Source organism: Caballeronia arvi (assembly GCF_001544695.2).
Classification (GTDB): Bacteria; Pseudomonadota; Gammaproteobacteria; order Burkholderiales; family Burkholderiaceae; genus Caballeronia; species Caballeronia arvi.
In genome coordinates, this window is the sequence record NZ_FCOM02000001.1 from 33,383 (window position 1) to 57,754 (window position 24,372).

At 63.9% G+C, this 24,372-nt stretch carries 23 protein-coding genes and 1 pseudogene; 6 read left to right on the forward strand and 18 right to left on the reverse strand.

The genetic code is table 11. The features are described 5' to 3' along the window. Positions 1 to 43: 43 nt before the first annotated feature. The gene (locus tag AWB74_RS00125; RefSeq protein ID WP_235024445.1) at positions 44 to 460 is read left to right on the forward strand and encodes an HPF/RaiA family ribosome-associated protein; all 417 of its coding nucleotides are present in this window, start codon (positions 44 to 46) and stop codon (positions 458 to 460) included. A gap of 19 nt (positions 461 to 479) precedes the next feature. Here AWB74_RS00125 and AWB74_RS00130 read toward each other — a convergent pair whose 3' ends face one another. From AWB74_RS00130 to AWB74_RS00140, 3 genes are all read right to left on the reverse strand, one after another. Then, a complete protein-coding gene (locus AWB74_RS00130; protein ID WP_061144770.1) occupies positions 480 to 1,328 on the reverse strand; it encodes a glycosyltransferase family 25 protein in 849 nt (282 codons plus the stop codon). Between the two features lie 346 nt (positions 1,329 to 1,674). Next, positions 1,675 to 2,061: a DUF3574 domain-containing protein gene (locus AWB74_RS00135; protein WP_235024446.1), complete on the reverse strand. Its 387-nt coding sequence runs from the start codon at positions 2,059 to 2,061 to the stop codon at positions 1,675 to 1,677. Positions 2,062 to 2,227: 166 nt separating this feature from the next. Further along, the gene (locus AWB74_RS00140; RefSeq protein ID WP_061144771.1) at positions 2,228 to 2,467 is read right to left on the reverse strand and encodes a hypothetical protein; all 240 of its coding nucleotides are present in this window, start codon (positions 2,465 to 2,467) and stop codon (positions 2,228 to 2,230) included. 268 nt (positions 2,468 to 2,735) lie between these two features. Here AWB74_RS00140 and AWB74_RS00145 point away from each other — a divergent pair, with 268 nt between their 5' ends. Then, the gene (locus tag AWB74_RS00145; RefSeq protein ID WP_061144772.1) at positions 2,736 to 3,737 is read left to right on the forward strand and encodes a hypothetical protein; all 1,002 of its coding nucleotides are present in this window, start codon (positions 2,736 to 2,738) and stop codon (positions 3,735 to 3,737) included. A gap of 12 nt (positions 3,738 to 3,749) precedes the next feature. Here the strand turns inward: AWB74_RS00145 and AWB74_RS00150 are convergent, their stop codons facing one another. The 8 genes and pseudogenes from AWB74_RS00150 to AWB74_RS00185 all read right to left on the reverse strand — a co-directional run bounded on the left by AWB74_RS00150 (position 3,750) and on the right by AWB74_RS00185 (position 14,279). Further along, a complete protein-coding gene (locus tag AWB74_RS00150) occupies positions 3,750 to 6,137 on the reverse strand; it encodes a DNA polymerase II (protein ID WP_061144773.1) in 2,388 nt (795 codons plus the stop codon). A 153-nt stretch (positions 6,138 to 6,290) separates the two neighbouring features. After that, positions 6,291 to 6,953: a flagellar transcriptional regulator FlhC gene (flhC, locus tag AWB74_RS00155; RefSeq protein ID WP_061144774.1), complete on the reverse strand. Its 663-nt coding sequence runs from the start codon at positions 6,951 to 6,953 to the stop codon at positions 6,291 to 6,293. A gap of 25 nt (positions 6,954 to 6,978) precedes the next feature. Further along, on the reverse strand, positions 6,979 to 7,296 hold the full coding sequence (gene flhD / locus AWB74_RS00160) for a flagellar transcriptional regulator FlhD (RefSeq protein WP_061123090.1): 318 nt from the start codon (positions 7,294 to 7,296) through the stop codon (positions 6,979 to 6,981). 528 nt (positions 7,297 to 7,824) lie between these two features. Further along, positions 7,825 to 8,861, reverse strand: a pseudogene (locus AWB74_RS00165) (purine-nucleoside phosphorylase). Between the two features lie 115 nt (positions 8,862 to 8,976). Further along, positions 8,977 to 11,532, reverse strand: a complete 2,556-nt coding sequence (locus tag AWB74_RS00170) for a mechanosensitive ion channel family protein (RefSeq protein ID WP_061144775.1) — start codon at positions 11,530 to 11,532, stop codon at positions 8,977 to 8,979. Between the two features lie 134 nt (positions 11,533 to 11,666). After that, entirely contained in the window at positions 11,667 to 12,593 is a 927-nt protein-coding gene (locus tag AWB74_RS00175) for a cation diffusion facilitator family transporter (protein ID WP_061144776.1), read from the reverse strand. Between the two features lie 25 nt (positions 12,594 to 12,618). Continuing rightward, entirely contained in the window at positions 12,619 to 13,674 is a 1,056-nt protein-coding gene (selD, locus tag AWB74_RS00180; RefSeq protein WP_061145218.1) for a selenide, water dikinase SelD, read from the reverse strand. Between the two features lie 44 nt (positions 13,675 to 13,718). Next, positions 13,719 to 14,279, reverse strand: a complete 561-nt coding sequence (locus AWB74_RS00185; protein WP_061144777.1) for a putative glycolipid-binding domain-containing protein — start codon at positions 14,277 to 14,279, stop codon at positions 13,719 to 13,721. A gap of 231 nt (positions 14,280 to 14,510) precedes the next feature. On the opposite strand from AWB74_RS00185, the gene AWB74_RS00190 reads away from it, so the two are divergent. Beyond that, positions 14,511 to 14,933, forward strand: a complete 423-nt coding sequence (locus AWB74_RS00190; RefSeq protein ID WP_061145219.1) for a BspC domain-containing protein — start codon at positions 14,511 to 14,513, stop codon at positions 14,931 to 14,933. Between the two features lies 1 nt (position 14,934). Here AWB74_RS00190 and AWB74_RS00195 read toward each other — a convergent pair whose 3' ends face one another. Next, complete coding sequence (locus AWB74_RS00195) at positions 14,935 to 15,459, reverse strand: RrF2 family transcriptional regulator (protein WP_061144778.1); 525 nt, start codon at positions 15,457 to 15,459, stop codon at positions 14,935 to 14,937. A gap of 421 nt (positions 15,460 to 15,880) precedes the next feature. On the opposite strand from AWB74_RS00195, the gene AWB74_RS00205 reads away from it, so the two are divergent. Further along, on the forward strand, positions 15,881 to 16,099 hold the full coding sequence (locus AWB74_RS00205; RefSeq protein ID WP_061145220.1) for a hypothetical protein: 219 nt from the start codon (positions 15,881 to 15,883) through the stop codon (positions 16,097 to 16,099). A gap of 48 nt (positions 16,100 to 16,147) precedes the next feature. Here the strand turns inward: AWB74_RS00205 and AWB74_RS00210 are convergent, their stop codons facing one another. From AWB74_RS00210 to AWB74_RS00225, 5 genes are all read right to left on the reverse strand, one after another. Further along, on the reverse strand, positions 16,148 to 16,939 hold the full coding sequence (locus tag AWB74_RS00210) for an anti-sigma factor family protein (RefSeq protein ID WP_061144779.1): 792 nt from the start codon (positions 16,937 to 16,939) through the stop codon (positions 16,148 to 16,150). Then, entirely contained in the window at positions 16,936 to 17,457 is a 522-nt protein-coding gene (locus AWB74_RS00215; RefSeq protein WP_061144780.1) for an RNA polymerase sigma factor, read from the reverse strand. The genes AWB74_RS00210 and AWB74_RS00215 overlap by 4 nt, the downstream gene beginning before the upstream one ends. A 46-nt stretch (positions 17,458 to 17,503) precedes the next feature. After that, positions 17,504 to 17,644, reverse strand: coding sequence for a hypothetical protein (locus AWB74_RS46315; RefSeq protein WP_160110221.1), 141 nt, complete (start codon positions 17,642 to 17,644; stop codon positions 17,504 to 17,506). A gap of 101 nt (positions 17,645 to 17,745) precedes the next feature. Beyond that, positions 17,746 to 18,126, reverse strand: coding sequence for a COG4315 family predicted lipoprotein (locus AWB74_RS00220; RefSeq protein ID WP_061144781.1), 381 nt, complete (start codon positions 18,124 to 18,126; stop codon positions 17,746 to 17,748). A gap of 166 nt (positions 18,127 to 18,292) precedes the next feature. Continuing rightward, complete coding sequence (locus AWB74_RS00225; protein WP_061144782.1) at positions 18,293 to 19,291, reverse strand: AraC family transcriptional regulator; 999 nt, start codon at positions 19,289 to 19,291, stop codon at positions 18,293 to 18,295. 220 nt (positions 19,292 to 19,511) lie between these two features. On the opposite strand from AWB74_RS00225, the gene AWB74_RS00230 reads away from it, so the two are divergent. Together AWB74_RS00230 and AWB74_RS00235 are read left to right on the forward strand one after the other, a co-directional pair. Then, positions 19,512 to 20,564: an aldo/keto reductase gene (locus tag AWB74_RS00230; RefSeq protein WP_061144783.1), complete on the forward strand. Its 1,053-nt coding sequence runs from the start codon at positions 19,512 to 19,514 to the stop codon at positions 20,562 to 20,564. A gap of 193 nt (positions 20,565 to 20,757) precedes the next feature. Continuing rightward, positions 20,758 to 21,939: a 4-hydroxybenzoate 3-monooxygenase gene (locus AWB74_RS00235; protein ID WP_061144784.1), complete on the forward strand. Its 1,182-nt coding sequence runs from the start codon at positions 20,758 to 20,760 to the stop codon at positions 21,937 to 21,939. Between the two features lie 48 nt (positions 21,940 to 21,987). On the opposite strand, the gene AWB74_RS00240 is transcribed toward AWB74_RS00235, so the two are convergent. Then, positions 21,988 to 24,237, reverse strand: a complete 2,250-nt coding sequence (locus tag AWB74_RS00240) for an amylo-alpha-1,6-glucosidase (RefSeq protein WP_061144785.1) — start codon at positions 24,235 to 24,237, stop codon at positions 21,988 to 21,990. Between the last annotated feature and the right edge of the window lie 135 nt (positions 24,238 to 24,372).

The following is a 24,372-nucleotide window of genomic DNA, read 5'->3' on the forward strand; positions in this document are numbered from 1 at the left end:
ACAGACACCTTACGCTGAACTCATGTTCAACGAGGAGGCGTCAATGAAAGTCCTGTTCAAGTCCCGCGACCCCGAAGCCATTGCGATGCACGAACTGGCGAAGACCCGCAGCGAATTCGTCTTTCGCCGCCTCGCGTGGCTGATTTCGAAGGCGACCGTCAGCCTGTCCGACATCAATGGTCCGCGCGGTGGCGTCGACAAGCGCTGTCAGGTGGAGGTGCAGGTGAATCGCGAGAACAAAGTCGTGGCGACGTCGATCGCACGCGACTGGCGCGGCGCGATCGATCTCGCGCTTGCCCGCGCGGTGCGCTCGCTGGTGCGCCGGCGTCAGACGTTGAGGCCGGCGCGGCGGGTGCGGGCGCGCAGTATTGCGTGGCAAGCGGCACCGTCGACGCTGCCCGATGAAACGCCCGCGCCTCGCATGCGCGCGTTGGGGGGGACGGTCGTCGCAGGAACGTGAGCCGGCGTCGAGTGCGCGCTCAGTCGCGCCACCGAAAGCGGTCATACATTCGCATCCCGAGTTCGTACTGAATGGACTTCGGCGGCAAAGAGGCCATCGGATCCAGGCCTGAGAATTCTTCGTTGGAGCTGTCGGCATACAGGGCGCGCCGGAGAACGCTTCCCCAGCCTATCTCGTCCATATCGTCGACTTCGGAAACGTCGTGATCTATGGTCGATCGGACAGCGACACGCGGCGTGGCTAGAAACGGAACAAATATTTTGGCGTTCAGTTCGCCTGTGTAAATCCAGTGGTTGTAGAGCGTATCGATGGGTATGGCCGGCGAGACGCGCGCCGAATCGAACAGGCGCGCGAGCGTTCGCTTGCCCGCTGGCGTTACGATGTACGCCGCCGCCGCGTAGGAATAGCAGCCCCGGGCATCGACGATTCCGAGCGTCTGCAGATGCGGCCGGACGAGCCCGGATTCGGGCGGACTCATCACCCGCTCCATCCAGTCGAGCAACAGCGGCGCTTTCGACCAGTAGGCGGCGCAATCGAGCCAGACGATATCGACGGTGGGTTCGCTTTCCACGAACCATCGCACCGTATCTTCCGTGAGAATCTTGGGGAAATGCGTGCTCAACTCGCAATCGTCTTCCAGCACGATTGTTGCCGTGTCGGCGTCCGGTTGCGCGATCACGCACTCGTGCGACCGTCGGCATGCCCAGATGGCATTGGCGAGGCGCGTATCGAACGGTCCTGTGGCGCCGTCCACTGCGGCGAACCGTTGTATTCGCGATTCCAGGCCGAGCGTGTGGAGCTGATCGTTCAGGAATTGCCGCCGCTCCGCGGATCTGTCGAGATTGATATAAAAACCGTTGAGAAACACATGTCCTCCAAAACGCCATCATGCCGGTCGGTCACTCTCCGGATATGACGGTACTAACCTGAATATTCGAAATGACTGCTGCTCGACCCTCGTTCCCGCGCGCCTCCCGACGAGCGGGATGGGCGCGGGCACGCCCTTGCTCACTCGCTACCTTTGTCAAGTCGCGAACAGGAGAGCATCGGATGGGGCTCGCCACAGAAGGCCGCATGGCGAAATGGCGAAATCCGCTCGAAAGAACGGCGGCGTAGCATACCCGGCCCGTCGAGCGCGTTTGTAAATTATTGGTTTAAGCGAACGTTCTTTCTTATGCGGGGCGCGCCCGCATGGCAGCGGAGCGGAAATCGTCCTAAAACGACACGCACGCCGCCTGCCTGACCCGCATCGTCGACTCCTGCTCGAAACGCGTGCGATAGCGTTCGCGTACTTCGCCGATGGCGGTATCGCTGGCTGCGTCGTCGGGATGCACGAAGCTCAGCACGTAGGATGCCTCGCGCACGATCGAGCCATCGGCCGCGCGCCACTGCCCGCTCGCCTGCCACACGCTGAAACCTTGCGCGAAACGCGGCGTGACCTCCACGCGCAGAAAGTCGTCCCATTCCGCCTGCGTCACGGCGCCCTTCGCGCGGCCGGTGCCGAAATAGACGAGATCGCTGACGACGCGCTGCTCGCCAGTCGCGCATTGATCTGAAAGCAGTGTCGCGCAAGCCGGCAGCATCACGGCAATGACCAGCATGGAGATCGTTCGATATCCGAACATAAGCGTCGTCGATTGAGCGAAGAACGCCATGTTATAGCGACGCACCGGATCGTGTTTCTTGTTTGCTATGCGTCGCCTCGTTCGGACGTCGCGCCGGACTCGAGATTGTCTCGGTGAACGAGCGGTGAGTCAGACGAAAATTTCAGCCCGACACCGCGACCTGCGGCCCGCGCGCGGCGAGGCGGCCGTCGAGTTCCGCCTTGCCGCATTCGATCGCGTAGCTGGCGGCGGCGAGCGCCGTCGGGAATGCGCGAAACGGCCCGATCGCGCGGCGCACGCCGCCGGGCCGCTCGACCAGCAGCGTCGCGACAAATTGGCCGGCAAGATGCCGGACGATGACCGAGAGCTCGCAGCCTCGATATTCGATAGGAGTGGAGTCCACCTCTGACCTCGCTTGCATGAACGGACAGGCATGGCCTCAATCTACGCAAGGTCGGCAAAGCGCGTAACCCCGCGTGTGAGTGGCTGCCAACGTAGGCCGAGCGATTGTTCCGTTGCGGCGGCAGCCGGTCGGTCGCGCAAACGTTTCACCGCGCGGCGACCCAATTTCGAAATGATTCGCATGCTGCGAGAGTTTCCTCGACCCGGTATGCTCCGATGAACAGGCCCGACGAAAATTGCCGGAAGTCCCAGCAATCCGAGCGCGCGTAATGACAGACTTCAATCAAGAACGACATTGCAGAGCCGCCGCCTGGGTCATCACATGCGCGCTAGGCGTCGCGGGTACGGCCACCCACGCGCAGGAATTTTCGATACTCGCCGGCCCGCTCAAAAGCAGCAGTCAGAACACGTACTCCTGGGAAATGAGCTACCGCGAGGGGCTCGGCCGGTACGCCGCGTGGAGTTTCTCGTGGCTGAACGAAGGCCATCTTCCCGATCACCACCGCGACGGGCAGGCCTTGCAGTTCTGGGGACGGCTACCGCTCTTGAACGATCGGCTGGAACTGTCGGCGGGCGCGGGACCGTATCGCTGGTTCGATACCAAACAGGCGCAACTCGGTAACGACTATTCGAACACGCACGGCTGGGGCGGCATGTTCACGCTGCGCGCCGCGTATTACTTCGATAACCGATGGATCGCGGAGATGAAGCTCAACCGCGTGCAGGCGTTCGGCGGTCCCGATACGACCGCGCTGCTCTTCGGCATCGGCTATCAGCTCGACGCGCCCGAGGGCCCCGGTCCGCGCGCGCGGCCGCCGTCGCGCACGACGAAGGTCACCAGCAACGAAGTCACGGTGATGCTCGGCACGACGATCCTGAACAGCCCCGACTCGGAATCGAATCTGGCAGAGAGCATCGAGTACCGGCGCGGGCTGTGGCATTACGTCGATTTCACCGCGTCGTACCTGCATGAAGGCGGCCATGTGCAGTCGCGCCGCGACGGCATCGCCGCGCAGATCTGGGCGACGCGCGCCTTCTTCGACGACCGGCTCACGCTCGGCGTCGGCGCAGGCCCGTATCTGTCGATCACGCAAAACGACGACCTCCCGCAGGACCGCACCGGCGATGGCCGATTCTCCGGGCTGGTGTCGATATCGGCGAGTTACCGCTTCACGAACCGCTGGCTCGTTCGCGTGACGTGGAATCGCATGGTGACGCGCTATGATCGCGACGCGGACATCATCGAGGCGGGCATCGGCGTGCGTTTCTAGGCTGAACTTGCGTTAAAAAAGCGCTTTCTGGCCGGACATCAGCACGGTGAAATCGTCACGCATGAATGGCAGGATGCCGTCCGCGACCGGCTGAAGCTGCTTGCTCACATAGTGCTCGTAGTCGATCGGCGCATGACGCGCTTCGACCGGCTCGGGACCGGCCGTCGTCATCACGTAGCTGATCCAGCCGCCGTTCTGATACTGCAGCGGGCGCCCGGCGCGCGCGTTGTATTCGTCGGCGATGCGCGCGGCGCGAACATGCGGCGGCACGTTGCGCTGATAGTCGCCAAGCGTGCGCCGCAGCCGCTTGCGATAGACGAGCAGTTCGTCCATCTCGCCGCGCCGCGTGCGTCCGACGTAATCGCGCACGTAGTCCTCGTACGCCTCGCCCCTGAAGACGCGCATATACAGCTCCTGCTGGAAGCGCTGCGCGAGCGGCGTCCAGTCGGTGCGCACGGTCTCCAGGCCCTTGTAGATGATTTCCTCGCTGCCGTCTGCGCGCGCGGTCAGTCCGGCGTAGCGCTTTTTGCTGCCCTCTTCCGTGCCGCGGATCGTCGGCATCAGAAAGCGCTTGAAGTGCGTTTCGAACTGCAGTTCGAGCGCACTGTCGAGACCGAATGTGTCGCGCAGATGCTCGCGCCAGTATTCGTTCACATGCGCGACGAGCGCGCGGCCGATGCGCGCCGCGTCTTCTTCCCCGCGCGCGCGGCGCAGCCAGACGAAGGTCGAATCCGTGTCACCGTAGATGACGCTGTAACCGCGCGCCTCGATCAGCTCGCGCGTGCGATGCATGATCTCGTGACCGCGCATCGTGATCGACGAAGCAAGGCGCGGATCGAAGAAGCGGCAACCGCTCGAGCCGAGCACGCCGTAAAACGAGTTCATGATGATCTTGAGCGCCTGCGACAGCGGCTTGTTGTGCTTGCGTTTGGCCGCCTCGCGGGCCTCCCACACCTGCGCGACGATCGCGGGCAGGCAATGCGTGTCGCGTGAAAAGCGCGCGCCGCGAAAGCCGGGCACGGTCGCGGTTTCATCGGACGTGGCCACGCCTTGCGCGAGCCCGGCCGGATCGATGAGAAACGTGCGGATGATCGACGGATACAGGCTCTTGTAGTCGAGCACGAGCACGGAATCGTAGAGACCAGGCCGCGAGTCCATCACGAACCCGCCGGGGCTGGCTTCCTCGGGCACGTCGCCGAGATTCGGCGCCACATAGCCGAGCCGATGCATCCGCGGCATATACAGATGCGTGAACGCCGCGACCGAGCCGCCGCTGCGATCGGCCTGCAGGCCCGTCACGGTCGCGCGTTCGAGCAGGAACGACAGCAGCTCCGTTTTCTCGAAGACTTTCGTCACGAGCTCGCAGTCGTTCAGGTTGTAATGCGCGAGCGCGGGCTTGTCTTCCCGGAAGCGCCGCTCGATTTCGTCCATGCGCGCATAGGGACTGTCGATCGCCTTGCCAACGCCTAACAGCGACTGCGCGACGTATTCCAGGCTGAACGACGGAAAATTCCACGTCGCCGAGCGCAGCGCCTCGATGCCGTCGATCACGAGCCTTCCCGCAATCGCGATGAACCAGTGATTGCGCTTCATGCCGTGCTCGCGCCATTCGACGGCACTGCCGTCGCGGCCGAGCGCGAGCGGCACCCCGTAGTCGTCGGCGTGCCGCTGAAGGATGCGCAGATCGAATTGCACGACATTCCAGCCGATGATCGCGTCGGGATCGTGATGCGCGATCCACGCGTTGAAACGGCGCAGCATGTCGGCGCGGGAATCGCAATAATCGAGCGCGAAATCGGTTCGGGTGGCGTCGCCATTCGGCGGCCCGAGCATGAACACCTGACGTGCGCCGCAGCCTTCGAGCGCGATCGAATAGAGATCGCCCTTCACGCTCGTTTCGATATCAAGCGAGACGACATTCAGCGACGGCCTGTAATCCGGGGCGGGCTTCAGTTCGCTGGAGAGGATGCCGTCACGCTCGACGCCCTCGAACGACACCGGCGCGGTGATGAAGCGTTCCATCAGATAGCGCTCGTGCGGACGGATATCGGCTTCGAAGACATTGACGCCCGCGCTTCGCAGATTCTTTTCGAGCGCGAGCAACTGGCGATATTGCGGGCAATACAGCCCGAGCACCGGCTTCTGCCGGAAATCCTTCAGCGGCAGCTCGCGCAGATACGCGTCTCGCACGCCGGCGACGATCGGCTCCGCCTTCGCGCGGTCTTCGGCGCGGATGAACGCGACGCTCGTCTGCAGCGCGATGCGGATCCTCTTCGGGCCGTCGCCGGTGGCGAGCCAGAAATCGACTTCCGTCCCCGCCGCGGTGTCGCGCCAGTGACGAGTCAGCAGAAAACCCTGTTGTGCCAAAGCCAAACCGATACCCCGAAAAGCGCGTGCCATCGAAGCATTTTACTGGGCATCAGAAAAGAGAAAGCCCGGCGCGAATCGGCGCCGGGCTTCGGAATCTTGGAAAAAGTAAAATGCGGTAGCGGCGGGCCGATCGTCCACCATCCTCGCGGACGGTCCCCGGAGGGCGGCGGCCGCCGCTACCGCCTAAGCGGCCTGTGCGACCAGGCCTGCCCGTTGCGACTGTAACGCCGCTACGTGTGCGAGTACCGTGTGCTCCGCATGCTCCGGCACTTCGTTCTTCGACATCACCACCTCCAGAGCGGCTTCTTTGCTGGCCTGTTTCGCGGCCGCCGCTTTCTTGGTCTTCCCCGCGCGTGACGGCGGCTGGCAGGCCCCGCACACCACGTTGTTCTGCAAATCATGTTTGTGTGCGACAAACTTCCCGGTGCAGCGGCAGCAAGGCGTCATCTGCAGCATGCCCGCGTCGAAGAAGCGCACAAGAGTCCAGGCCCGCGTGAGATCGAGTACCGCCTCGGCGCCGCTATGGTTGCAGTGCTCGAGATACAGCCGATACCCTTTGGTCAACGCATCGAGATGCGAGCAACCAGCTTCGTTCTTGAGGAACGTATAGGTGTTGTAGAAAAGCGATGCGTGGATGTTGGCGAGCCACGTCATGTACCAGTCGGCCGAGAACGGCAGCATGCCCTTCGGCGGCGATACGCCCTTCACTTCGCGATAAAGACGGATCATGCGGTCGCGCGAGAGCGTGAGTTCGCTCTCCAGCACCTGCATGCGCGCGCCGAGCTCGATCAGCGCGATGGCGCGGAACACTTCCTGGGCGTCTTCAGTGAGGCTCTTTTTCAGCATGGCTCGCTCCGTCACCTGAGTCACCTTAAGCGAACTGTTCAGCCGGCTGGCCAGCCAGCAGGATGGCTGCATGCGTCTGCGCGATGTCCGCGTTCTTCGCGGGTTGCGTCAGAGCAGACAGCATCGTGTGATCGTTGAAGCGGAAAGCGCAAAGCAGGTTATCCGACGACGCGAGCTTGACGACCTGCGCGAGCGTGAGGCCCGACAACAGATCGGCGAGCTCCGCCGACAGACCGAGCCGGAACATGCCGATGGCGCGGTCCTCGCGCAACAGACGCTGCGCGAGCATGATGTACGACAAGTTGATTTCCCGGATCGATTCCAGCGTTTCGCGACCGTTCATGGTTGCAACTTCCAGTAAATCCCCGAATTTCCGCCGGCTTTTAGCCGATATCTTTTTTGTGCCTCACCGGACTAGTTCTGCCCGGCTACGTACTGCGTAATCTTTGTTTCAGTGCGTTACATCTTGTAACAACCACTGTGAGACGGATTCTAAGAACTGTCTGAGACTAAAGCAAGCACATCTCAATAATATTTTGTTGCAAACAACACTTTCGATCGGTAAATTTTTCGGTCTGCAGATTTCGACCTGATTTGCCGGACTTTTTCGATTCGTCTAACGTTTGCCGGGCTTAAAAAGGGCAGCTTCGTTTTTATCGGGATAATCGCTGTCCGCCAGCAATAACGGGGGATTCCGGGAGTCGGTTGACCGTCGCGACAGCTATTTTTAACGTTATTCATCAGATGAAATAACGCCGAAAATCGCCGCGCGAACGTGCTTTACCGATGGAATGTGTAACAGGAAATATTTACCTATCGCTTGTTACGCTGATGTTACGGGCTGAGTTACCCGACTTTGTAACGCCGGCAGTTACTTTTTCGGGACACCGCTTCTCCACGTGCCCCAATGTGTAACAACTTCCTGTACGAATGGATTACCAGCGCGATACAGATTTTCGAGGGCCGGCGCAAAGCCGCCTTGCGCGGCGTAATTGAGCAGATTGTCGACGGCGCTCTGCCTTTTTACGGCCGATCGAAATCCGATCCGGCGCGCAGCACCGCCACGCGCGACACGTCCACCCGGCGCACGCTCGCCGCCCGCCTGAGCGCCTCGTACGTGGCGTTGTCTTCCTGCTGCGTCGTGCAGTACACGCCACGGCCGTCGGTCAGGAGGCGCGTCCAGGCGCGGGCCCGCTCGCCGATGAACTTGCCGGACCACCACGTATCGCCCGCGAGCGTGTCGCACTGGATCACCTTCGGCGGCTGGTTCGCCGGCGAGTACTTAAAGCGGGCGCGCGCGGCTTTGGCGGCATCGCTGTCGGAAAGCGTGACGTTGCGCGAGAGCGCGTAAGCCGTGTCGGCGAGCGTCGCATCGAGGGCGAAGACTTCGGTGCGATAGTCGAGCGGCGGTTTCTCGTTCGGGCTTTTCGTGTTGATGCCGGTGAATCCGCTGGGCCATCTGGCGGGCTTCTCGCGCGCGTCGAGTTCCCATTGCGGACCGAAGTCGACGAGATACTTCGCCCACGCCGCCGAGCCGACCGTGCCCTGCGCCGGATCGATGCCCGCGATGCCGGCGATCAGAAAATACGTGCTGCGCAAGTCGAAGCGGTCGGAGAACGCAAGCGCCATCATCGACGCCGCCGCGTTCGTGTGACCCATGCCCGTGGTGACGACGCACACGTCGTCGCGATTGCAATGAACCTGCGGATAATCCGGCGACAGCCCCGCTACGTCGATTGCGTCCCACGGGCCGAGTCTGTCGAGCCAGGCTTTGCCTTCGGGCGCGAACATCGTGACGATCATCACCTTGACTTCGCGCGCGCCGCTTGCGCTCTGTGGCGAACGCGGCGCGGAGGCGCATCCCGCGAGACTGGCCGCGAGTGTCATCGCGGCAAAGGCCTTCGTCATTCTTTTCGATAGCGATACGGCGGCTTTCATGGCGGGGCGTGCTCCTCGTAACGTTCGGCGTTCAAAAAAAATCGCGCCCGGCAGAGGGCGCGATCAGGGCCGAACGATTATAGGATCAGCTTCCGCCTTGCGATGACCGTGGCGGCGGCGCATTCGACGCGACGCTCTGCGAGCCCGCCGCCTCGCTCGTCGGATGCTGCGCGGCCTTCGACGGCTCGCCTTGCTGATTCGCGCCCGCCTCGTCCGCATCCGGGGCGCCTTCGGGATTGCCGCCGTTCACGATCACGAAGTTGCGCTGCGGATTCGCGATCTCGATGCCGCGCGCCGTGAACTCGTTGAGAATGCGCCGGTTGAACTCGCGCTGCACCGGCCAGCGCGCGCTGTCGCGGCACTGGATCTGACCGGCGAGCGTGACGGTCGAGCCGTCGACGGCATCGACGCCCCAGAAGCTGAAGTCGGACAGGATGCCATCGCGGAAGGCTTCGTTCTCACGCAATGCCGCGCCGATTTCCTTCAGCGTGGAGATTGCGAGATCCACGTCCTGCCCGAGCGCGATCGACACGCGCACCGCCGCGTTGCCGATGCCGCGATTCGTGTTGTTCACCGTCGATACAGAACTGAACGGCACCGTATAGAGCGAACCGTCGCCGCCGCGCAGACGCACCGTGCGAATCGACAGATATTCGACCGTGCCCGACACGCCCGCGAGCGTCACCCAGTCGCCGACCTGCATCGCGTTTTCCATCAACAGGAAGATGCCCGTGATGAGATCCTGCACGAGCTTTTGCGAGCCGAAGCCGAGCGCCACGCCGAAGATGCTCGCGCTCGCGAGCAAGGGCGCCGTGTTCACGCCGATCTGCGAGAGTCCCGTCAGCACGACGACCATCGCGATCACGATGAAAAGGCCGGTGCGCATCATCGGCAACAGCGTGCGCAGCCGCGCGGCGCGCAGGCGTTCGCCGGTTGCGGTCCACTGTTCGAGACGCCGCTCGACGACGATGTTCGCCGCCTCCCACACGAGTACCGCGAACACGGCCGCGATCAGAATCGTGATGAGCGCCGACGCGAGCCGGTTGCCGACACCGCCCGACGTGAAGAAATGAACGATGTTGACGCCCCACACTTCGAGCAGCGCGACGATCATCGCGATGGAAATGATCGCCTGCACGACGCGCCGCAACGCCGGGTAATAGCGATAGGCGCGACGGCGCGCGATCGAATGGTCCGAGGTGTCGTCTTCGTCGTCCTGATGGAAGACGCGCCCGAGCGCGCCGAACGCGACGATCGCCACCACGCGCGCGCCGACGAGCACGAGCAACGACAAGCCGCCCAGATGAAAGAGCGTCCGGTAGCCGTTCTGCACGTCGAGCGCCCACACGAACCACAGCGCGATCACGAAGAAAATCGCGACGCCGGCCCAGACATCCGCGACCCAGTTGCCGAAGAGCCGCACCGAACGATTCGTCCGCGCGCTCGCCCGAATGCGTTCGGCCACCGACACGCGGCTCTCGAAGATGACGAACGCGATCATCAGATGCACCGCCAGCAGGACGATCTTCAGGATCGCGATGCGCGCGTCGCCGGACAGGCCGAGCGGCTCCGCACCGTTCGCGAGCGCGATGCCCGCGCCCGCGATGCACACGATGCGCCGCACCCAGCGATGCGTATAGGCCGCGTGAACATCGCGCATCTGGATGAGACGCAGCCCCGGCGCACGCGGCGCGACGAAGAAACCGCTCACGATCACGACGGCGCGGCAGACCAGATAGACATCGATGAGCGAGCCCGCGACGCGCGCTTCGGGCGTGTTGTCGTCGATGAATATCGACATCAGCACCGTCACCACGCCGATGAACACGACGAGCGGAACCAGCGCGAGAAAGCCGTAGAGCAGCGCGCTGGGCAGGCGTTGCAACAGCGTCCAGTGACGCGCCGCATGACGCTGGCCGCGCGCGGTGTCGGCCTTGCGCTCGGCGAGATGCAGGGCGGTCTCGTCGCCGCTTCTCGCCGCGGCGTCTTCCGCGCGTTCGGCGGCGCGTTCCTCGTGGACGAGCTCGGGTTGCTGCACTTCGGCATCGGCGACGCCGCGCGCCGCGATCCGCGCGCGCGGCTTCTTCAAAACACGCGAGCAGAGGAATTCGAGCAGCAGCGCAGGCAGCAGCGATGCAAGCACCGTCCACGCGACATGCCCGATGAGCGCGCGTGATTCATCGCTCGACGTACGGTCGCGCCACCATGCGGCCACCGAGCCGAAATCGAGCAGCGCGGCGACGGAATGACGGATACCCGCGCCGAAATGCACGAGCCAGTGGCCCGCCTGACGCGATATCTGCGACGCGAGGCCGTTGGCCGTCAGCGAATGCGCAAGCACGCCTGACGCGCCCGATGCGGGCGACGCCGCGGCCGTGGATGCGCCCTGCGGCGCGCTCGCGGGCGCCGGTGACGCCAGCGCCCCCGCTGCCGCGATGGCGCGCAGCGTGTCCGCGACCTGCGAGCGGCGCGCGGGATCGTTGAGCACCGAGAGCGCATCGCGCGCCTGTTGCGGCGTCAGCGCGACGCCGGGCTGCGACGCGTGTTGCGCGGGATCGGCTGCGGCGAAGGAGGACTGCGAAACGATCGAAAGACTACTCGATACGACGATGAACAATACGGCAAGGAGCAATTTGCGCATGGGTCGGATGAAGATCTCGAAATTTCAGGGACTCGATGCGGACGACGCGCACGACGTATGTTAACGCGATGCGGTCGATCCGGCAGAAGTGGTCCCGACGATCCCATCGGCGCCAGCACGCCGCGCTCCTGCTCTTAAGAGATCGCGGGCTCGCCGCGGTCGCGCGCGACATCGGGTTCGAAGAAAACCCAGCGCACTTGCGGAAATGCACGCTGCAGATCGTCCTCGATCACGTTGATCGCATCGATCATCGCGCGGCCGCTCGCGTAGTCGATCATTTCGGCCTGCACCGCGACGACCACGTGCTTGCCCCATTGCAGCGTGATGAGGCTGATGATGCGCTTGATCTCGGGACGCGCGCGCAGGTGCGCATCGATCGCCTTGCGCACTTCGGGGCTCGCCGATTCGCCGACGATCATCGACTTCACTTCGCGCGCGACGAGCAACGCGATGATCATCAGCAGCACGCCGACGCCGACCGAACCCGCCGCGTCGTAGGCGGGATTGCCGGTGAGCATGGTCATGAGCACGGCGGCGAACGCGATCGCGAGGCCGAGCAGCGCTGCGACGTCCTCGCCTGCGACCACGAGCAGCTCCGATTCGCGCGTCTCGCGGAACCATCGCCACAAGGTCTTGTTCGGCGCGCCCTTGCGGATTTCGCGGATCGCGCCCGCGAGAGAAAACGCTTCGAGCACGACGGAGATGCCGAGAATCACGAGCGCGACGATCGGATTGCTCAACGGCTCGTGATGCAGCAGCCGATGCGCGCCCTCGTACACCGAAAACGCGCCGCCCACGAAGAACAGCAGCAACGCGACGATGAGCGCGTAGAAGTAGATCTCGCGCCCCGAACCCAGCGGATGCAGCGCGTTGGCGGGCGCCTGCGCACGCTTCAGGCCGAAGAGCAGCAGCAACTGGTTGCCACAATCCGCCGTCGAATGGATGGCTTCGGCGAACATCGCGCCGGAGCCGGTATAAGCGGCCGCCCCGAACTTGCAGACGGCGATGCCGAAGTTCGCGGCGAGCGCGTAGAAAATGGCTTTCGGGGATTCTTCCTTCATGCCTTGGTTTTGGTTTTTAAGTTCGTCAGGTCACGTCGACGCGGCTCGCGCCGTCGACCATCTCGCCGATCACGGCTGCGTCGTTGAAGCCGTCTGCGCGGAAAATCGCGAGCACGTCGTCGACGGATTCGGGCGCGCACGACACGAGCAGGCCGCCCGAAGTCTGCGGATCGGTCAGCAAGGCGCGGGCCGCATCGTCTTGCTTGCCTTCGACGTTCAACGAAATGTCATGACCGTACGCGCTCCAGTTGCGGCCCGACGCGCCCGTGTAGACGCCCGCGCGCACGAATTCCAGCACCTGCGGCAGCCACGGCAGGTCCGTATAACGAATGCGCGCGGTGAGCTTCGCGCCGCGGGCGAGTTCGAGCGTGTGGCCGAGCAGGCCGAAGCCGGTTACATCGGTGAGTGCGTGGACGCCGTCGAGTTGCGCGAGTTCCGCGCCCGGGCGGTTCAGCTTAGTCGTCGCGTCGATCATCGCCTTATAGCCGGCCGCATCGAGCTTGTCTTTCTTCAGCGCCGCCGATAGCACACCGACGCCGAGAGGCTTGCCGAGCACGAGCACGTCGCCCCCGCGTGCGGCCGCGTTGCGCTTCACGCGCGACGGATGCACGATGCCGAGCGCCGCGAGCCCGTAGATCGGCTCGACCGAATCGATGGAATGGCCGCCCGCGACCGGAATGCCGGCTTCCGCGCACACCGCTTCGCCGCCCTTCAGCACTTGCGCGATGACTTCGTGCGGCAGCACGTTGATCGGCATGCCGACGAGCGCGAGTGCGAGGATCGGCTTGCCGCCCATCGCGTAGACGTCCGACAGCGCATTGGTCGCGGCGATGCGACCGAAGTCGAATGGATCGTCGACGATCGGCATGAAGAAGTCCGTCGTCGCGACGATCGCCTGCTCGTCATTGAGCTTGTAGACGGCGGCGTCGTCGGCGGTGTCGTTGCCGACCAACAGGTTCGGGAACGCCTGCATCGGCGTCGTGCGTTTGAGCAGATCGGCGAGCAATCCCGGCGCGATCTTGCAGCCGCAGCCGCCGCCGTGGGAAAGGCTCGTGAGACGGGGTGATGGGGTGTCGGTCATCGTGGGATTCGTTGGAGCGAGAGTCTGCGTATTATCGCCGTTGCTCATGCGACTCGCTTGTAGAGCCCCGGATAGTCGAGCACGAGCCCGCTTTCATCGACGGTGATATCCGCCGTGAAGCCCGTATCGAGCCCCTCGTAGCGATAGCGATGATTCGGCTCGATGCACGTGTACGCCTGCTCCACCGCGCTCACGCTCAACTCCGGCACGCGCACGTAGACGACGCGGATCACGCGCCGCTCGCCGCGTTCGAGTTGCAGACGGCGGATCGGCAGCGTGTTGGTGAAAGGCGTCGCGGTGATATCCACGTCGATGCAGCCGCGCAGCAGTTCGTGCGGTTCGCCGTTCGCGCCGCTCCATGCGTGCGCGTCGCCGTTGTCGCCGTCTTTGCGGTGCAAATCGAGCGCCGCGCCGCCCGCGAGTTTCATCGCGAGACGCGTGACTTGCCAGCGCGCATCGCATTCGATCCGATAAACGAGGCCGAAGGCATGCGCTTCATCTTCGCCCACGACCGCGCTTTCGATCACGATGCCATCGGGCGTCTCGTTCAGAACCAGATGCTCGAGCCCCGTGCCGTCCTGTTGCGACCATCGCACCGCTTTCATCACGCACCTCGCCGGCGTGTTTGTCCGCTTCGAAGGATACAACGCCCTGCGCAATGCTTTCGATCGGCATTCAGAATGCGCGATTTACTCGACGTCACAAAACGTCACACGGTATACTCCGCGCCATTCCAGCGCAGGCGCGCGCAGCCCTCACAGCGCCATTACGCGATCCGTGTCCCGGCGATCCGCGCTTTGCCCGAACTTCCCGAACGCCCTTTCATCGCTCATCGCATGAAGAACATTCTTGTCCCCGCCCTGTTCTCGCTCGCGCTGTCAGCGTCGATGTTTCAGCTCGTACAGGCGCAGGAAACGCCGGATCTGCCCGAGGATTATTCGTATCTGACGCGGCTGCATGTTCCGGACACCGTCGCGCAATGCGTCGCCGCCTTCGACCGCTGGGTCGAGAACGCGCCGAAGTACGACACGCTGATCGTGCCGGACCGGCGCGTGCTGTCCGCGAAGATCGACGACGATACTGCGATCTTCAGTGTCGGCAACCCGATTCCGGTCGATAAGGTCATCGTGATGCGCGCGTTCGCGAAGGCGCGCGGCAAGGAACAGTGGACGCGCGTCGATAGCCGCTGCGGCGTGCGCGATGGTCACGTGGTCGGCGTATCGCTCACGCCGAACATGAAGCCGAAGATCGTCCGCTGAACTAGCTCTTGCCCGCGCGCCGCTGATTCGTACGTTCGTCGAGCCACTTGACGACCTGCGGCGCGAACGTGCGCGGCGCCTTCGCATGCATGCGGTCCGCGAGATCCGAGATTCGATCGGCCGCCAGCGCCTCGCGCATACGCTTCTCGGCGTTCTTCATCACCGCGTGAACCGCGCATACGCCGCTCGTCGCCCACGGCGGCGCGTCCTCGCCGAACACCGCACAGCGCGCGCGAATCTCCCTGCAATCGAAGAGCGGCTTGTCGCCGTCGATCGCGTCGACGACATCCAGCACGCTGATCTCTCGCGACGGCCGCGCGAGCGCAAAGCCGCCACGCGCACCTTCCGTCGCGACCACGAGCCCCGCCTTGTGAAGCTTCGTGAAGAGCTTCGCGACGTACTCCGCCGGCACGCCCTGCAGTTCGGCGAGATCGCGCACACTCGCTTCGCGAACCCCATGCGGCGGCTCCGCGAGATAAAGCATGCAGTGCAGCGCGTACTCCACGCCCGTGCTGATGTGAGACATATTCACTCCGACAATCTGAATCGGAGTTCAGGATAACGCGTCTCGCGCCAGCGTGCAACGGACGCGTTGCACCGCGTCGTGCCTTTACGGACGCCCGTCGCAAATATTTCAGGCTACACGTTTGCTTACAAACGAACACGGCTTGTCATTTTGCCAACCGCTAAATTGGTCTCCATGGATTCACAGGGAGAAACCAATGAAGAAACTAGCGATCCTTGCAGCGTTGGGCGTGTTGTTGAGCAGCGCGCTATCGGGCTGCATCGTCGTGCCGGACGGTGGCGGGTATTACCATCATCACGGCTATTACCGCGATTGAAACCGCACTGAATCAGAACATCTAACTCTTACCCGATGAATCGCAGTTCAATTGCGAGCATCACGTGACTGAGCACACGAGCAAGGAGCAAACATCATGAACAAGATGAACAAGACGAAGAAGAGCCTGCTGATCGCTTCCCTCGCCGCCGCGCTGGGCATGGGCCTCGCGAACGTCGCTTCGGCGGAGGTGCATCATCCCGCGCCGCATCACGTGAAGGTCGGCTGGCATGGCGATCGTTATTGGGACGGCCATCGCTACTGGCAGCGCAGCGAGTGGGAGCGTCATCACCATGCCACGCCGGCGCCGCATCGTTATTATTAAGTCCGGCAGCGCATGAAATGAGCCGCAGCGCATGACATGCGCTGCGGCTCACCAGCTCTTAGGGTCGCCGCCGAGCTCCTTGCAGGTGTCATAGGCGATCGCCTGTAGCTTCGCCTCACCGATCTGCCCCGAAAGCGCATAGCCGACACGGTCCCACGCCCAGTAAAACGTCGTGCGCTGACCATCCTTGAGCGTTCTGATCCGGTTGTCGTTACCCCTGATCGTGGCCGTCGTCATATAGAGCGTGAGGCGCTCGCCAGCCGCGTTCTGATACATGAACTGCGCGGCGGGCCCTTCCTCGTCCGGCAACAGGCGTCCGCCGACGAGCTGAAACCCGTACTCGGTCAGCGACGGAATCGTCACCGCGCGATTCAGCCGCTTCGACAGCCACGTGACCAGATGATCCTGCTGCGACGCCGCCACTTCTACCGCATGCCGCTGCTCGGGGGCGTACACCGCATATGCGATATCCGCGCGCTCCGCGAAGCGCGGCTTCTCGCCCAGCGCTGGCAGGAGCATGTGCATCAGAAATCCGCACGCGACGCCGACGACCAGAAAACACGCTGCGATCAGATACCGCTCGCGCGGACTCGGCCGCAGGCGAACCACCTGCGGCTCGGTCTGATCGGCGAACAGCGCGCGCAGCGCGTTATCCTGCGCGCGATACGCATTGACGGTCGCCTGGCTCGCGGGATCGTCCGCGATGCGCGCGACCAGGGCGTCGCGCTCGTCGCCGTGCAGTTCATCGTCGATGAAGGCGGACAGCGCCTGCAAATCCCGATCGGGCTTCGGCGGCCCCATACGGTCGCCGCCTTCGGGTGGACGGTCTTGATTGGTCATGAGCGGCTCACCACTTTCAGTGACGACGACGCCTTGCGGCCCGGTTCTTCGCCGAGCAGAACGCGCATGTGCTCCCGCGCCCGCGAGAGGCGCGACATCACGGTTCCGGTCGGCACGTTCAACACCACGGATGCCTCCTGATAACTCATTTCCTCGACACACACGAGCAGCATCACCTCGCGCTGCTCGACCGGCAGACAGTAAAGCGCGCGCTGCACGTCGCGCAGCACGAGCCCGTCGACTTCGCCACGCGGCGCGGCCATCTGCCGCCAGGGCGCGGTTTCATCGTCGACGGCGATATCGCGGCGCCCGCGCAACTGGTCGATATACAAGTTGCGCATGATCGTGAACAGCCACGCGCGCAGGTTCGTGCCGGCATGGAACGATTTGGCGCGGTTGAGCGCACGCTCGGTCGCGTCCTGCACGAGATCGTCAGCCCAGGCGCGGTCTCCCGACAGCGCGCGCGCGTAACGGCGCAACTGCGGCAGATGGGCGAGCAGATCGCTTTCGAAGCTCAAGGCCGTGCGCCCGCTTGCACGCGCAAGGCGATCCAGGCCCGCGCCATCAGTAGCTGCCTCCGCCTGCGGGCGCGCTCGGCGCGCCCGATGATCCCGGCGCACTTTGCGTGCCGCTCGCGCATCCCGCCACGCCACATGCGAGGCCGAGCGCGATCAGGAGCGCCGTCACTCCGATCGATCGTTTCATGATCCTGACCCATTGATTGAAAGACTGGCGGACTCGCTGGTTTATTCCGCAAGTCCGCCGCGTCGCGCGTGTTTTTCCGTCCCTTGCCCGTACCTAGAACATCAGGGCTTCACGACGTGCCAGACGTCGCGGAAGTTGTCCCCGTTTTTGTCGCCGGGCTTCGTGTCCTTCGCGAAGCGATAGACACGCTTGCCATCGTAGGCCCATTGCTTGCCGCCGTCGGCGGATTCCGTGGTCCATTTGCCGGCCGGCTTGTCCGAATCGCTCGCCATCGCGGCCGGCCACGCCTGCGCGCAGCCGCCGGTACAGGCGCTCGGGCCGCCTTTCGTGTCCTTGTCGAAGGTATAGAGCGTCATGCCGTTTTCATCGACGTACATGCCGTTGGCTTCCTTCGGCGCCGCGGCATAGGCGGACGAGGCAAGCGACGCGAACGCTGTGGCGACCGTTGCGGCAGCGGCGAACATCTGGATGCGCTTCTTCATTTCATCTTTCCTTGTTGTAGAAGTATCCGTAGAACGTTCGTAAGCGCTGCACTATTCCGCGGACGATGAAATAAATCGATGCGGCAGCGCCTTCGCATCGGCTGTCGGCAATCCATTCAAGACCATTCGCGCGCGCTCGGCCAGTGGTTCATCGAAATATTGTTGTTCAGGCGCCGGCCGCAGCCGCCGTCGCATCGCGCCAGCGGCGGGTGTCGCGCAGCGGCGGCGCGCCGAACAGGCGGCTGTACTCGCGGCTGAACTGCGACGCGCTCTCGTAACCCACGCGATGCGCGGCCGTGGCGGCATCGACGATATCGAGCATCATCAGGCGGCGCGCCTCCTGCAACCGCAACTGCTTCTGATACTGCAGCGGGCTCATCGCCGTGACGGCCTTGAAATGATGATGCAGCGACGACACGCTCATGTGCACGTCGCGCGCGATGTCCTCCACGCGCAGCGGCTGATCGAAATGCTGGCGCAGGAGTTGAATGGCCTTCGCGATGCGCTGCGTCTGGCTGTCCTGGAGCGCGATCTGCCGCAGGCGCGCGCCCGAGCCGTTCATCAGCAGCCGATAGAGAATCTCGCGTTTCACGAGCGGCGCGAGAATCGGCACGTCCTCGGGGGCATCGACGAGGCGCAGGAGGCGCAGCACGGCGTCGAGCATCGTGTTGCCGAGGCGGTTCACGTAGAGGCCGCGCGACGCGTCGGCCTGCGTCGCGGGCGGCAGATGCTCGTCCTGGATCAGCGCCGTGATTTCCTCGACATCGAGTTCGAGCCGCATGCCGAGATACGGCTCGGACTCGCTCGCCACCGACACTTGCCCGCACACGGGCAGATCCACCGACGACACGAGATAGTGCATCGGATCGTAGATATAGACCTCGTCGCCGACCATGAGGCGCTTGCTGCCTTGTGCGATCAGCGCGAGCGCGGGCGTCTGGATGCCGTGTTTCGGCCCGCCCGGATTCATGATGCGATGCAGGAACAGCCCCGGCACCGGCGTTTCGACCGAGCCCTCGCAACCGGCGGTGAACCGGTCGAGCAGCGCGACGAGATCGAGCCGCGCCTGATCCAGCGAGGCATCGGGCCCGCCGCCGTGGCGACTCTCGTTCGGCTGGTCGTGACTGTCTTTTCCGGCGAGGCCGGGCGTGTCGTTCAGAGCCATGATTCGCGGACTATTTTCGGGATGAGAGGGAGTCCGCCTAGCTTACTCGCGCGGGCGCGGGATTGCTCGAGGCCGCCCCGCGCGTTTGCAGGAACAGGCAAGGATCGGACAGGATCAGGCTATGGACCGGTCGCGCGCCGGGACGATACTGCATTGCCGGCGTGGATTGCGTCGCTTCGATCGTGCGATGCCGCGCCTTATCCGTCACTCGGGAGCAACCATGCGCTACAGGAAATTCGGCAATACCGGTCTTTTCGTCTCGGAACTGTGCTTGGGCACGATGACCTTCGGCGGCGGGACGGGCGGAATCTGGGACAACATCGGCCAGTTGCAGCAGGCGGACGCGGACAAGCTGATCGGGCGTTCGCTCGATGCGGGCATCAATTTCATCGATACCGCCGATGTCTACGCCGACGGCCAGTCGGAAGTCATCACGGGCCAAGCGTTGAAGAACCTGAAGGTACCGCGCGAAAACGTGGTCGTCGCGACGAAGATTCTCGGCGAAACCGGCACGAAGGGCGCGAATTCGCGAGGTGCCTCGCGCTACCACATCATCGACGGCGTGAAAGCGAGCCTGAAGCGCCTGCAACTCGATCACGTCGATCTGTATCAGATTCACGGCTTCGATCCGGCGACGCCGATCGAGGAAACGCTGCGCGCGCTCGACAATCTCGTGCAACACGGGCATGTGCGCTATATCGGAGTGTCGAACTGGGCCGCGTGGCAGATCATGAAGGCGCTTGGCATTTCCGAGCGACTCGGGCTCGCGCGCTTCGAGTCGCTGCAGGCGTATTACACGATCGCGGGCCGCGATCTGGAACGCGAGATCGCGCCGCTTCTGCGCAGCGAAAACGTCGGCCTGATGGTGTGGAGTCCGCTCGCGGGCGGCTTGCTGTCGGGCAAATACACGCGAGATGGAAGCAAGGAAGAAGGCAGCCGCCGCACCAAGTTCGATTTTCCGCCGGTCGATGTCGAGCGCGCATACGACTGTGTCGACGTGATGCGGCGCGTGGCCGAAGCCAAAGGTGTCTCGGTGGCGCAGATCGCGCTGGCGTGGCTGCTGCATCAGAAGGTCGTGTCGAGCGTGATCATCGGCGCGAAACGCGTCGAGCAACTGGACGACAACATCGCCGCGACGAAAGTCCAGCTCAACGCGGAAGAGCTCGCCGCACTCGATGAAGTCAGCCAGTTGCCCGCGGAATACCCCGGCTGGATGCTCACGCGGCAGGGTGAATATCGTCGAAATCAGCTGAAAGAAGAGCGCGCGGAGTAAGTGTCAGGACGCGGGCGGCATCGACTGCCGCCCGCTTCGCCTAGGGATTTACCCTCGATTCAGAGCATTTCAGGCCATTTTCGGGCCTTTATCTCGAAATTAGATAGACCTTATCTTCGCTATCGCGTTGCGGCATAAGGCCGCTCTGCCGACACTGTACGCACGACATCACCACTGCCTCACGGAGACAATCATGCGTACACAAGTCGGCATCGTCGGCGCGGGCCCCGCCGGGCTTCTGCTCTCTCATCTGCTTCATCTGCGCGGTATCGAATCGGTCGTGCTCGAAGCACGCAGCCAGAACGATATCGAATCGACGATTCGCGCCGGCGTGCTCGAACAAGGCACGATGGACACGCTCAATCAGGCCGGCCTCGGCGCGCGTATGCAGGCGGAAGGCGCGCTGCATCACGGCTTCGAACTCGCGTTCGAAGGCCAGCGGCGCCGCATCGCGCTGACCGAGCTGACCGGACATTCGATCACGGTGTACGCGCAGCACGAAGTCATCAAGGATCTCGTCGCGGCGCGCCTAGCGGCGAATGGCGCGCTGAAGTTCGGCGTGTCGAACGTCTCGCTGCACGACTTTCACGATGGCAGCGATCGCAAGCCGCGCATCAAATATCAGCATGAAGGCCGCGATGAAGAACTCGAATGCGACTTCATCATCGGTTGCGACGGTTCGCAGGGCGTTTCCCGCCAGTGCATTCCCGAGGCGGTGCGGCAGGACTATCAGCGCATTTATCCGTTCGGCTGGTTCGGCATTCTGGTCGAAGCGCCGCCCTCTTCCGACGAACTCATCTATGCGCGCCATGACCGCGGCTTCGCGCTCATCAGCACGCGCTCGCCGGGCGTGCAGCGTATGTACTTCCAGTGCGATCCGAAGGATACCGTCGACGCCTGGTCCGACGACCGCATCTGGGCCGAACTGCACGCACGCGTCGATACCGCCGATGGCTGGCAGATCACGGAAGGCAAGATCTTCCAGAAGAACATCGTCGGCATGCGCAGCTTCGTTTCCACGCCGATGCAATCCGGCAAGCTGTTCCTCGCCGGCGACGCCGCGCATATCGTGCCGCCGACCGGCGCGAAGGGGCTCAACCTCGCTGTGTCGGACGTGCGCGTGCTGACGGCGGCGCTCATCGACTTCTATAAGGAAGGCCGCGGCGACAAGCTCGCCGGCTATACCGAGACGGCGCTCAAGCGCGTGTGGCGCGCCGAGCACTTCTCGTGGTGGATGACGCGCATGCTGCACAAGCTCGACGACACGTCGCCGTTCGAGCAGCGCCTGCAAGTGGCGGAACTCGAGCACGTGACGACATCGCGCGCGGCCGCCACCGCGCTGGCCGAGAACTACGTCGGCAGCGTGGCGGTTTGAGCCTGGGTCGAACGCACGGCGCTTCACCGGCGCCGCGCGTTCGACGCATCAAAGCACCGCGACGACCCGCACGTCTCCATCCACCGACGGAATTACCTGTCCCCCGACGCGCCGGAAGGTGACCGTCGCGGTCTTGTCGCCGAGGCGCAGATCGCCGATTTCCAGCCAGTCGATGCCCTCCGGCAGTTGCGGCCGGTCGATCCGCACTTCGTCGTTGAGGGCGTCGACGGTCATGCCGAGACACGCTTCCAGAATCATGAAAGGCGCGCCCGCCGCCCAGGCTTGCGGCAGGCACGCGACTGGATAGGCAATGGGGCGCTCGCCGCGCTGACGTGTGAATCCGCAGAAAAGCTCGGGCAACCGCATATCGAAGGTGACGGCTGCTTCGAACAGCGATTGCAGCAAGCCCACCGCCGCGCCGCGTTCGCCGTAACGCGCGAGGCCGCGCGCGCACAGCGCCGTATCGTGCGGCCACACGGAGCCGTTGTGATACGACATCGGATTGAAGCGCGGCTGGCTCGCCGCCAGCGTGCGCACGCCCCAGCCGGTGTGAAAGAGCGTGGATTCGAGCTGACGCGCGACGGCTTCGCCACGTTTGCGCTCGACGAGATCGAACGCAAGCAGATGCCCCGCATTCGACGACAACACGCGGCACAGCTCGCCCTTGCCGTCGAGCGCGATGCCGTAGAAGTCCATCTCCGGCATCCAGAACATTTCCTCGACGCGTTCGCGAATATGACGCGCGCGCCGCTCGAAGTCGCGCGCGCTCTCGTCTTCGCCGCGCTCGCGGGCAAGGCGCGCCATCGTGGAAAACGCGGTCGACGCGTACGCCTGAACTTCGACGAGCGAGATCGGCCCGATCGGGAATTTGCCGTCGGCGTGGAAGACGGAATCCTGACTGTCCTTCCAGCCCTGATTCGCAAGACCGTGCTCCGATGCGCGCTGATAGTCGAGCAGGCCGTAAGGATTCTTGTCGCAATGGCGCGCGACCCATTGCGCCGCGAGTTGCAGCGCCGGCCAGATTTCGTCGATCAGTTCGCGGTCGCCCGTGCGCTCGACATAGGCGCCCGCGAGCACGATGAACAGCGGCGTGCTGTCCACGCCGCCGTAGTACAGCGCGAACGGCACTTCGCCCGTCGCGGCCATCTCGCTCTTGCGCGTCTCGTGCATGATCTTGCCGATTTCGGCATCGCGAAACGCGGAGTCCTCGCGCGCCTGATTGGCAGCGAGAAAGCGCAGCACGCCGCGCGCCAGCGTCGGATGCAGCCAGAGCATTTGCAGCGACGTGATGATGGCGTCGCGGCCGAACGCCGTCGAAAACCACGGGATGCCGGCATACGGATACGGGCCGGTATCGAGATCGGTCGTGAGCAAGCCGAGGTCCGCGAGTGAACGGTCGATCCATTCGCTGAAGAGCGGATTGCTCGAACGTACGCGGGCGCTCGCGCGGCGTCTGTCCCGCATGCGGCGATGCGCCTCGACGAGCGCCTCGCGGATCGCAGGCCGACCCGATTCGGGGGCGCACTCCGCCGCTTCCGCCGCATTGCGCTTGCTTTCCTCGCTGGCGTCGGAAAGGGCGTGCGTCACCGCCGTCACCGACAGATACATGGAGATCGCCGTTTCCGACTGGATATGCAGCGCGTAATCGGCGCGCGTCGGCGAGAGGACGTCCGGCGCGGGCGTGAACTGGATGCGCGCCGTGCGCTCCACTTCGTCGAGACCGACATAGCGCAGCACGACTTCGCCGTTTTCGATCACCGGCGGCCGCAAGGTGCCCCGCTTGCCGCGCGTCGCGCCGCGCACCTCGAACATGTCGAGAAAGTCCGCCGCGAAGGAAATCGAGAGCGGCACCGTGGACGGTTCCGTGCCGTAGTTCGTGAGCACGATGCTCTCGTGCAGCACATGCCCGGAGAGCACGCGCTTGCGCTCGACGTGGATCACGCCTTCGGGCGTGCGCGCTCCGCCGATCGGCGGCAGCGGGCGGTTCGTCAGGTGCGCGGTGAACACGGCGTTGTCGCTCGACACACTGCCCGAAAGCAGCGATGGCGCGCGGCCGCCGAAGGTCAGCACGAGTTCCGAGAGCACGCGGGTGTCGTTGACGAAGAGTCCGTCGTCGTGGCCGCGGATGTCGCCATTCGCGTCGTACACGGCAAAGGTGTTGCCGGACTTCAGCACGAACTGGCGCTCGCTGGGCATGCTGGCATGCTCGGTCGGGATGAACGCCTCGTCCGCCAGTCTCGCCTGCGACTCCTGGATCTGTTCCTGCACCTGCTCCTGTGTCTGTTGCTGTGTATTCATCGCAACTTCCTGAAAGTAATCTGAAGGGTGTTTCGTAGGCACTCGAAGCGCGCGCGAGCGCCCTGCACAGCGCTTATCGCACGGTCGAGCGATGCTTTCCTGCAGCAAGTGCGCCGCTTACCCGCTATCATCGAC

Bases quoted from the DNA above. Each gene is read 5' to 3' on its own strand.
- AWB74_RS00125 (WP_235024445.1), top strand. From the start codon at position 44: ATGAAAGTCCTGTTCAAGTCCCGCGACCCCGAAGCCATTGCGATGCAC.
- AWB74_RS00135 (WP_235024446.1), bottom strand. From the start codon at position 2,061: ATGCTGGTCATTGCCGTGATGCTGCCGGCTTGCGCGACACTGCTTTCA.
- AWB74_RS00145 (WP_061144772.1), top strand. From the start codon at position 2,736: ATGACAGACTTCAATCAAGAACGACATTGCAGAGCCGCCGCCTGGGTC.
- AWB74_RS00150 (WP_061144773.1), bottom strand. From the start codon at position 6,137: ATGGCACGCGCTTTTCGGGGTATCGGTTTGGCTTTGGCACAACAGGGT.
- flhC (WP_061144774.1), bottom strand. From the start codon at position 6,953: ATGCTGAAAAAGAGCCTCACTGAAGACGCCCAGGAAGTGTTCCGCGCC.
- flhD (WP_061123090.1), bottom strand. From the start codon at position 7,296: ATGAACGGTCGCGAAACGCTGGAATCGATCCGGGAAATCAACTTGTCG.
- AWB74_RS00170 (WP_061144775.1), bottom strand. From the start codon at position 11,532: ATGCGCAAATTGCTCCTTGCCGTATTGTTCATCGTCGTATCGAGTAGT.
- AWB74_RS00175 (WP_061144776.1), bottom strand. From the start codon at position 12,593: ATGAAGGAAGAATCCCCGAAAGCCATTTTCTACGCGCTCGCCGCGAAC.
- selD (WP_061145218.1), bottom strand. From the start codon at position 13,674: ATGACCGACACCCCATCACCCCGTCTCACGAGCCTTTCCCACGGCGGC.
- AWB74_RS00185 (WP_061144777.1), bottom strand. From the start codon at position 14,279: ATGAAAGCGGTGCGATGGTCGCAACAGGACGGCACGGGGCTCGAGCAT.
- AWB74_RS00190 (WP_061145219.1), top strand. From the start codon at position 14,511: ATGAAGAACATTCTTGTCCCCGCCCTGTTCTCGCTCGCGCTGTCAGCG.
- AWB74_RS00195 (WP_061144778.1), bottom strand. From the start codon at position 15,459: ATGTCTCACATCAGCACGGGCGTGGAGTACGCGCTGCACTGCATGCTT.
- AWB74_RS00205 (WP_061145220.1), top strand. From the start codon at position 15,881: ATGAACAAGACGAAGAAGAGCCTGCTGATCGCTTCCCTCGCCGCCGCG.
- AWB74_RS00210 (WP_061144779.1), bottom strand. From the start codon at position 16,939: ATGACCAATCAAGACCGTCCACCCGAAGGCGGCGACCGTATGGGGCCG.
- AWB74_RS46315 (WP_160110221.1), bottom strand. From the start codon at position 17,644: ATGAAACGATCGATCGGAGTGACGGCGCTCCTGATCGCGCTCGGCCTC.
- AWB74_RS00220 (WP_061144781.1), bottom strand. From the start codon at position 18,126: ATGAAGAAGCGCATCCAGATGTTCGCCGCTGCCGCAACGGTCGCCACA.
- AWB74_RS00225 (WP_061144782.1), bottom strand. From the start codon at position 19,291: ATGGCTCTGAACGACACGCCCGGCCTCGCCGGAAAAGACAGTCACGAC.
- AWB74_RS00230 (WP_061144783.1), top strand. From the start codon at position 19,512: ATGCGCTACAGGAAATTCGGCAATACCGGTCTTTTCGTCTCGGAACTG.
- AWB74_RS00235 (WP_061144784.1), top strand. From the start codon at position 20,758: ATGCGTACACAAGTCGGCATCGTCGGCGCGGGCCCCGCCGGGCTTCTG.
- AWB74_RS00240 (WP_061144785.1), bottom strand. From the start codon at position 24,237: ATGAATACACAGCAACAGACACAGGAGCAGGTGCAGGAACAGATCCAG.